The organism is Streptomyces sp. (genome assembly GCF_036566765.1).
In the GTDB taxonomy this organism is placed as follows: Bacteria; Actinomycetota; Actinomycetes; order Streptomycetales; family Streptomycetaceae; genus Streptomyces.
Map to the genome: position 1 here is coordinate 1 of NZ_DATCVQ010000497.1, position 8578 is coordinate 8578.

Below are 8578 nucleotides of genomic sequence, written 5' to 3' on the forward strand. Positions count from 1 at the left end.
CATCAACCCGCTGTACCTCACGATCACCGACACCAACGGCAGCAAGCACACTGCCGAACTCGGCGTGGACGAGAACCAGATCGACACCGTCGACCTGCTGCCCGGCGAGAACATCACCGGCGTCATCACCGGGAAGGGCGCGTTCACCCCGGCGTACGTGACGTACACGCCCGGCCTGTTCGGTGAGCCGGTGCGCGGCAACGTCTCCTGACGTCCTGCCGACCTGGGCCCTGGCGCACCCCTCCGCGCTGGGGCCCTTCTCGCACCCACGTTGCAGAGACGACCCGTCTCGTCTACAGTCGTCGGCAGATCCGGCATGCCCGGAAACACCAGAACCTGAAGGCCCCGACCAAGTCCCCCGGTCGGGGCCTTCGCCACGCCCGGAGGTGAGCGCGGTGACGAACCAGTACCGGATCGACCACTACAACACCCCGGTCACCGACGAGGAACGCGAGACGATTCGCCGGCTCCACGCCGAAGGCCACGGCCGCAACGAGATTGCCCGCCTCACTGGGCGGGCGCAGCGCACCGTGTCCGTCATCGCCGCCGAGCTCGGTCTCACCTTCGACACCACCATGACCGAGGACGCCACCCGCGCCCGCATCGCCCAACTCGCGGCCCTGCGCGCCGAGACCGCCCTCGACCTCCACATCGACGCCATGAAGCTCACCCAGCAGATGTGGGAGCCCACCGTCGTCTACAACTTCGGCGGCCGGGACAACATCTACGCCGAACAGGCCGTCGACGAGCCGCCCGCGGTCGAGAAGAAGAACCTGATGACCGCGGCCGGCGTCGCCCTGGAGAAGTCCCTCAAGCTCGTCCCGCCGAAGGACGACGGGGGCGCAGCAGCAGCCGGCTCGCTCGTCGGGAACCTCCTCCTCGGGCTGGAGCACGTCTACCGGGAGCAGACAGCCCGCGCCGAGCAGGACGCCGACGACGAGGGGGACGGTGATGCTTCGTGATCTGGCCCTCCCCCTGTCGCCTCGGCAGGTAGCGAGCATCGTCGAGGCGCAGCGGGCGCCGCTCGCCCTGTGGTCCGGGGCCGTGTCGTCCGGGAAGACGATCGCCAGCCTCATCGCTTTCCTCATCCGCCTCACTCTCGCCCCCGATCACGGGCTCGTCGTGATCGTGGGGCGCACACTCCAGACGATCGAGCGGAACATTATCGACCCGCTCCAGTCGACGCACCTGTTCGGCCCGCTGGCCAAGCACGTGCACCACACGACCGGCTCGACCACGGCGGTCATCCTCGGCCGCACCGTGCACCTCGTCGGCGCGTCCGACGCCCGCGCGGAGGGCCGGATCCGCGGCTCCACGATCGCGCTCGCCTACGTCGACGAGGCCACGCTCGTTCCCCACGCCTTCTGGATGATGCTGCTGTCCCGCCTCCGCGTCGGCAGCGAGTCCCGCCTCCTGGCCACCACGAACCCGGACGGCCCGTTCCACTGGCTGCGCAAGGAGTTCATCCTCCGCTCGGCCGAGGTCGGACTGACGAACTGGCACTTCACCCTCGACGACAACCCAAGCTTGGACGCCGGGTTCGTCCGCCGGCTCAAAGCCCAGTACACCGGCCTGTGGTACCGCCGATTCATCCTCGGCGAGTGGTGCCTCGCATCCGGCGCGGTGTACGACATGTTCGACGCGTCCCGGCACGTCGTCGACCTCATGCCGTACATCAAGCGGTGGACCGCGGTGGGCATCGACTACGGCACCGTCAACCCCTTCTCCGCCGTCCTGGTCGGCCTCGGCGAAGACGATCACCTCTATGTCGTCAGCGAATACCGGTACGAGAGCGCGTCCCACGCCAGGCAGCTCACCGATGCCCAGTACTCCGCCGATGTCCGCCAGTGGCTCGCCAACGTCCGCCGGCCCGGCGAGAAGGGTGCGGCGCGCGGCGTCCGACCGAACTGGATCTTCGTGGACCCGTCGGCGGCGTCATTCATGACCCAGCTGTGGACCGAGCAGGTCCCGAACATCGCCCCGGCCGTGAACGACGTCCTCGACGGCATCCGGTCCGTCGGCGTCGCCCTCGGCACTGGGCTGCTGCGCATCCACCGCTCGTGCACCGGCCTGCTCAGTGAGCTCCCCGGATACGCCTGGGACGAGAAGGCCGCCGAGCGGGGCGAGGACAAGCCGCTGAAGGTCGACGACCACTCCGCGGACGCCCTGCGGTACGCCCTGCACTCCACCGCGCACGAATGGCGCGGCCTCATCGACTACAAGGAGGCGACCGGTGCCGCTGCCTGAGAACAACGAGCCCTGGCCGCCGCCGCACCTTGCGCCGCAGCTCGCCGACATGGCCATCGACGACGCCTGGTACTCCGGCGACAAGACCAAGCTCCGCAAGGTCTACGCCCGCGAGGGCTACGAGACCGGCACCGGCGACCTTCGCGACGAACGAGGCCGCGGCTGGCGGTTCTGGGAGCGCCCCCGCCCCATCGGCAGGCGCGACGGCCGACTGCACGTCCCGCTCGCCGAGGACATCGCCGCCACCTCGGCCTCGCTGCTGTTCTCCGAGCCGCCGCTGTTCCGGTTCAAGAGCAAAGAGACGCAGGACCGGTTCGCAGCGATCTCAGACGAGAACGGGCTGAACAACATCCTGCGCGAGTCGGCGGAGGTGTCGTCCGCGCTCGGTGGGGTGTGCCTGCGCGCGACATGGAACAAGGATCTGGCGCAGCGCCCCCTGCCCACCACCGTGCACGCCGACGGCATCGTCCCGGAGTGGCAGTTCGGCATCATGACGGCGATCACCCTGTGGCGCGAGGTCCGGCGCAACGGCAGCAGCGTGCTGCGGCACCTGGAGCGGCACGAACCCGGGGTAGTGCTCCATGGCCTGTACGAGGGCACCCTCGACAACCTCGGCCAGAAGGTTCCACTGACCGAGGACGAGGCCACTGCGGACATCGCAGGCTCCCTCGACCCCGACGGGCCCGGCGACACCATCACTACCGGCGTCAAGGGCCTGACCTGTGTATACATCCCGAACATCCGGCCCAACCGGAAGTTCCGCGGGTCGATGCTCGGCCGTTCCGACTGGCAGTCCGACGGCATCCGCGACCACTTCATGTCCCTGGACGAGACCTACACATCCTGGATGCGGGACATCCGCCTCGCGAAATCCCGGATCATCGCCCCCAACGGAATGCTCCAGAGCGAAGGCGTCGGCAAGGGTGCCTCGTTCGACGACGACCGCGAAGTCTGGACCGGGATCAACGCCTCCCCGACGTCCGGTGAGGGCCTCACCCTCAACCAGTTCGCCATCCGCGTTGCCGAGCACGAGGCGACGTGGAACGCCCTCACCCGGCAGGCGGTGCAGGCGGCCGGCTACTCGGCGCAGTCGTTCGGGCTGGGTGACTCCACCGCGGTGACTGCGACAGAAGTCGTGGCCCGCGAGCGGAAGTCGATGATCCTCCGCGACCAGAAGGCCGGCTACTACTTGCCGCAGCTCTCCGCGTTCGCCGAGACGCTGCTCCAGCTCGATCGGCACCTTGGGTTCTCCACGGCCACGGTGGAGCGGCCCAAGATCGAGTTCGGCGACTCGGTGTCCGAGGACCCCAAGACGACCGCCGAGACCCTCGAACTCCTGATGCGGGCACAGGCCGCAAGCGCGGAGACCCGCGTGCGGATCCTGAACCCGGACTGGGACGACACGGCAGTCCGGGAAGAGTCCGAGCGGATCCTCAAGGAGACCGGCGCGCTCGTCGCCGATCCGACGATGACCGGCGCTGAAGGCCCCGGCGCGCCCGGGTTCGGCGGTGGGGAGGCGGACTGATGCCCGTCTCCCCCACCATGGCCGAAGACCTGGCCGCCGCGGTCGCGAAGCTGTACGAGGACGCCGAGGTCGCGATCCTCGACAAGCTGCGCGCAGCGCTCCTCCAGGGAATCGACAGCCCCCTGTGGGCAGAGATCAAGCTCCGCTCGATCGGCGACCTCCGGCAGGCCGTCGAAGAGGTCACCACCGCGCTTCAGCAGGACGCCAACGGGGCCGTGGCCCGCGCGCTCGCAGAGGCGTACGGGCGCGGCCGGCAAGCCGCTGTGGCCGAGCTGGGCGCGCTGGACATCGGCCGCGAGCTCCAGGCCCGCCGCGTCCTCCCCGGCGCCCCGGCTGTTGACCGGCTCGCAGCGTCGTACGCGCAGGACACCCGCCCGCTGTACGTCCGCATCACCCGGGCCGTCCTGGACGTCTACCGCTCGATCGTGAGCAGGGCCTCCGCCTCGACGCTCCTGGGCGGCCTCACGCGCAGACAGAGCAGTCAGCGAGCCCTCGACGAGTTCGCCGCCCGCGGGGTCACCGGGTTCGTCGACTCCGCCGGCCGGTCGTGGGAGCTTGCTTCCTACGCCGAGATGGCGGTTCGCAGCGTGACGGCCCGCGCGGCAATCGAGGGCCACATCGACGCCCTCGCCGAAGTCCGCGTCGGCCTCGTCATCGTCTCCGACGCACCCCTGGAATGCCCGCTCTGTCGTCCGTGGGAGGGCGAGGTACTCACCCTCGGCCCGCAGTCCGGCCCGCACACCGTGCGGCTGCCGAACGAACGTGACCACGGCCGTACGACGGTCGCCGTCCACGTCGCCGGATCCCTCATCGAGGCCCGCGCGGTCGGCCTGTTCCACCCGAACTGCCGCCACAGCCTCGGCGGGTACCTGCCCGGGGTGACGACGCGGCCCCCGCACCACCCGACCCCGGACACGTCGTACGAGGACACGCAGCGCCAGCGCGCCATCGAACGGCACACCCGCCAGTGGAAGCGGCGCGCCGCGGTCGCCCTGGACGAGCAGGCCCGGCACCGCGCCGGGGTCTTCGTCCGGAAGTGGCAGGCCGCCCAGCGCGCCCACATCGCAGCGCACCCCGCGCTGCGCCGAGACCCAGCGCGCGAGCAGATCGGCTCCGCCCGATGACCCCAGCGCCCGCCAGGAGCGGGCCCAACGCGCCCCAGGAGGGCACGATGAACAAGCACACCCTTGCCCGCCCCCGCCTTGACGGCACCGGATGGGCGCACCCCTACGCCAGCCCTTTCGTCTGCTACGCCGACGGAGGGGACGCCGGCGCATCCGGATCCGATCCGGGCACCGCCACTCCGCCCGCCGGTGACCAGGGCGGACAGCAGTCCGGACAGTCCGCAGACCAGTCCGGACAGACGGACACCGACCACACGGCAACCATCGCCCGCCTGGAGCGCGACCTCGCAGCCGCGCGGCAGGAGGCCGGCAAGGCCCGCACCACCGCCAAGGCCAACGCCGCTGAACAGGCCCGCCTGGAGATGGCGCAGACCATCGGCAAGGCCCTCGGCCTGGTCCAGGACGACACCCCGCCGGACCCCGCCGAGCTGACTCGCACCATCGGCGAGAAGGCCAGCCGCATCACCGAACTGGAGACCACCGCCCGCACGCAGGCCATCGAACTGGCCGCGTACAAGGCCGCCGCCAAGCACGGCGCGGACCCCGGGGCCCTCCTCGACTCCCGCAACTTCCTCACCTCGGTGACCGGGCTGGACCCGGCCGCCGACGACTTCACCACCAAGCTCGACGACGCCATCAAGACCGCCGTCGAGAACAACCAGCAGCTCCGCACGGGCCAGGCGCCGCGGCGGGGCGGGGGCGACTTCAACGGCGGGCCTGGAGCCTCCACCAGCCGTCCCACCTCCCTCGGACAAGCCATCGCCGCCAAGTTCGGCGGCTGACCACCTAGGAGCACCCCATGCCCATCACCCTCGCGCAGGCGCAGGTGAACACCCAGGCGGACGTGGACTACGCCGTCATCGACAACCTGCGCCGCTACTCGTGGCTGCTCGACCAGGTCGTCTTCGACGACACGGTCACCCCCGGCACCGCCGGCGGCAGCCTCACCTACGGCTACACCCGCCTCGTCTCCGCCGCGCCGGCCGCGTTCCGTGCCATCAACAGCGAGTACACGCCCGGCCAGGCGACCCGCCAGCGGTACAGCGTCGACCTCAAGCCCATGGGTGGTTCGTTCTCCGTCGACCGTGTCCTGTCGAACCTCGGCCAGGCCGCGACCAACGAAGTCACCTTCCAGATGCAGCAGCTCCTCACCAGCATCCGGACCCGCTTCCAGCAGGAGCTGATCCTCGGGGACACCGCCGTGGACGCGAACGGGTTCGACGGCCTGTCGAAGCTGCTCGTCGGCTCCTCCACCGAGAAGACCGCCGTCGTCGCCGACTGGACCGCGGCCACCGTCGTCACCCAGGCCCTGGCCATGGCCCGTCTCGACGAGGTCGACGAGTGGCTGTCCTCGATCGTCCCGTCCCACACCGGCGGCGGCGACCAGGGCGCTCCGGGCGCACTGCCGCCCGGCACGAAGGCCATCCTCGGCAACACCAAGTCCATCACCCGGTTCAAGGCGCTCGCCCGCTGGGCCGCGATGTTCACCGAGGAGAAGGACGACCTCGGCCGGAAGATCATGCGGTACGGCGACTGGGTCCTCGTCGACCTCGGCGACCGGGCCGACGGCGCTTCCCCGATCATCCCCGTCTCGTCCAGCTCCACGGACCTGTACGCGGTGACGTTCGGCCTCGACTCCGTCCACGCCGCGACCCCGGCCGGTCAGCCGCTCGTGCAGACCTGGCTGCCCGACTTCACCGTGGCGGGCGCTGTCAAGACCGGTGAGATCGAGATGGGCCCGGCCGCGCTCGTCGTCAAGAACACCAAGGCCGCCGGTGTGCTCCGCGGCATCGACGTGGTCTGAGGAGGGTGAACAGCATGCAGTACCGCATCACCACGCCTGCGGCCGGGTACACCGGCGTCTCGGCCGGCGTGAACTTCACCGACGGCACCGCCGAGGTCGACGTCCCCGAGGACGCCGAGCACCCGCACGCCCGCGCGCTGGCGTACTTCCGCTCTCAGGGCTACGGCGTGGAGGAGATCGCGCCGGAGCCCGAGCCCCCCGCCCGTAGCAAGACCGCATCGAAGGGAGCCGCGTCGTGACGCAGCTCGGTGCCTACACCCGCAACGTGCGCGACGCGCTCGCGCACGTCAACCTCTCCGACCCCGCCTCTCCGGACGCCTTCCACCGCCGCAACCTGCCGCGGATCGGCCTGTACGACTCGGCCAGCGACACGGGGCAGGTCGCCCTTGCCACCGGCGTGATGACCTCCGTGCCGATCTACCTCCAGGCCGGAGACGTCGTCACCAACCTGTCGTTCCGCTCCGGGGCGACCGCCGCCGGAACACCGACCGCCTGGTGGTTCGCGCTGTACTCCAACGCGGCCACCCCGGCGCTGCTCGCCCAGACCGCCGACCAGACCACCACCGCATGGGCGGCGAACACGACCATGACGAAGGCCCTGGCCACCGCGCAGACCATCACCACGACCGGCATCTACTGGGCCGCGATCATGGTCACTGCGACCACGCCGCCGACCCTGCTCGGGGCATGTGCGGCCCCCGCGATCGTCACGGGCGAGCGGAACCTGTCCCAGTCGTCCGGTTCGTCGCTCACCACGACGGCTCCGGCCACGATCGCGACGCCGGCGGCGAAGACGTTCGTTCCGTACGTCGTGGCCACCTGAGAGGCGGTGTCACATGGCTCTGACCAGTGATTTCGGCGTCTCCGTCTCGGGGCTGCTGACGAAGGCCGCGGACCTTTCCGTCCCGTCCGACTCGCTCACGTGGACGCGCGGCGTGCACCTGGACACCGGGACGGGCGCGGGGAAGGCCGACCTCAGGTTCACGGACACGCGCACGCTCGCGGCGTCCGCGACGGAGGATCTCGACCTCGCCGGCGTGCTCACCGACGCGTTCGGCGCGGCGCTCACGTTCGTGCGGATCAAGGGCCTGTTCATCAGCGCCTCCGCCGCGAACGCCAACAACGTCGTCGTCGGGGCTGCGGCCAGCAACGCGTGGGCCACGCTGCTCAACGCCACCGGCACGCTGACCCTGCGGCCGGGTGCCACGGTCGGCGTCATGTCCGGTGCGGCCGACGCGACGTGCATGGCTGTGACCGCGGGCACTGGTGACCTGCTGAAGGTCGCCAACTCCGGGGCCGGCACGGGCGTCACGTACGACATCGTCATCGTTGGCGCGTCCGCGTAGAAGGGTGGTGGTCGCTGTGGCCAGGGTCTATGCGACCTCCGCCCAGTACCAGGCGTACACGGGCGACATCCCGCCGGCGGATATCGCGGTCCGGCTCGGCCGGGCGTCGAAGTTCCTGGACTCGCAGGTGTTCCGGCTGTGCGGGTACGAGGTCGACGAGGACGGCATGCCCACCAACGCCCTGGTCCTGGCCGCGTTCGCTGACGCGTGCTGCGCGCAGGTCGAGTGGGGTGTCGACGTCGGCGACGTCACCGGCGCCGCCGCCGCCGGCTGGGGCACCGTGACGATCGGCTCAGCCACGCTGTCCCGGTCCGTCACCGCGACGTCTGGGGACGCGGCGCCGGGCCGGCAGATCGCCCCGGCGGTCTGGGATGCACTCCGCAGCCCGGATCTGACCCCGGACGTGCTGTACGTCGGGCTGGTGGTCACGTGAGGACCGAACTGCCCTCCTACATGCTGGGCCACCAGGTCACCGTGGAGCCGTACACCGGCAGCAGCGCCTACGGGCCGCTGTACGGCCCCGCGGCGAGCG

10 protein-coding genes and 1 pseudogene are annotated in these 8578 nt (G+C 70.6%); all 11 read left to right on the forward strand.

All coding sequences use genetic code 11. The annotated features are described in order from the left end of the window. Positions 1-211 (forward strand): annotated as a pseudogene (locus VIU94_RS28880) (DUF4352 domain-containing protein); the annotation flags it as partial. A 184-nt stretch (positions 212-395) separates the two neighbouring features. Then, on the forward strand, positions 396-962 hold the full coding sequence (locus VIU94_RS28885; RefSeq protein WP_331915652.1) for a helix-turn-helix domain-containing protein: 567 nt from the start codon (positions 396-398) through the stop codon (positions 960-962). Next, positions 952-2247 (forward strand): PBSX family phage terminase large subunit, encoded by a 1296-nt coding sequence (locus tag VIU94_RS28890; RefSeq protein ID WP_331915654.1) that lies wholly within the window; start codon positions 952-954, stop codon positions 2245-2247. Before VIU94_RS28885 ends, VIU94_RS28890 begins: the two co-directional genes overlap by 11 nt. Then, positions 2234-3772: a phage capsid protein gene (locus VIU94_RS28895; protein WP_331915656.1), complete on the forward strand. Its 1539-nt coding sequence runs from the start codon at positions 2234-2236 to the stop codon at positions 3770-3772. Before VIU94_RS28890 ends, VIU94_RS28895 begins: the two co-directional genes overlap by 14 nt. Then, positions 3772-4896 carry a phage minor capsid protein gene (locus VIU94_RS28900; protein ID WP_331915658.1) on the forward strand — a complete coding sequence of 375 codons (1125 nt, stop codon included), beginning with the start codon at positions 3772-3774 and terminating at the stop codon, positions 4894-4896. The genes VIU94_RS28895 and VIU94_RS28900 overlap by 1 nt, the downstream gene beginning before the upstream one ends. A 47-nt stretch (positions 4897-4943) precedes the next feature. Beyond that, positions 4944-5678, forward strand: a complete 735-nt coding sequence (locus VIU94_RS28905; protein WP_331915660.1) for a hypothetical protein — start codon at positions 4944-4946, stop codon at positions 5676-5678. A 17-nt stretch (positions 5679-5695) separates the two neighbouring features. Next, a complete protein-coding gene (locus tag VIU94_RS28910) occupies positions 5696-6700 on the forward strand; it encodes a major capsid protein (RefSeq protein WP_331915662.1) in 1005 nt (334 codons plus the stop codon). A gap of 14 nt (positions 6701-6714) precedes the next feature. Then, positions 6715-6939 (forward strand): hypothetical protein, encoded by a 225-nt coding sequence (locus tag VIU94_RS28915; RefSeq protein ID WP_331915664.1) that lies wholly within the window; start codon positions 6715-6717, stop codon positions 6937-6939. After that, positions 6936-7523, forward strand: a complete 588-nt coding sequence (locus VIU94_RS28920; protein ID WP_331915666.1) for a hypothetical protein — start codon at positions 6936-6938, stop codon at positions 7521-7523. Before VIU94_RS28915 ends, VIU94_RS28920 begins: the two co-directional genes overlap by 4 nt. Before the next feature lie 13 nt (positions 7524-7536). Continuing rightward, positions 7537-8046, forward strand: a complete 510-nt coding sequence (locus VIU94_RS28925; protein WP_331915668.1) for a hypothetical protein — start codon at positions 7537-7539, stop codon at positions 8044-8046. 16 nt (positions 8047-8062) lie between these two features. Then, a complete protein-coding gene (locus tag VIU94_RS28930) occupies positions 8063-8479 on the forward strand; it encodes a hypothetical protein (protein ID WP_331915670.1) in 417 nt (138 codons plus the stop codon). Positions 8480-8578: the final 99 nt, after the last annotated feature.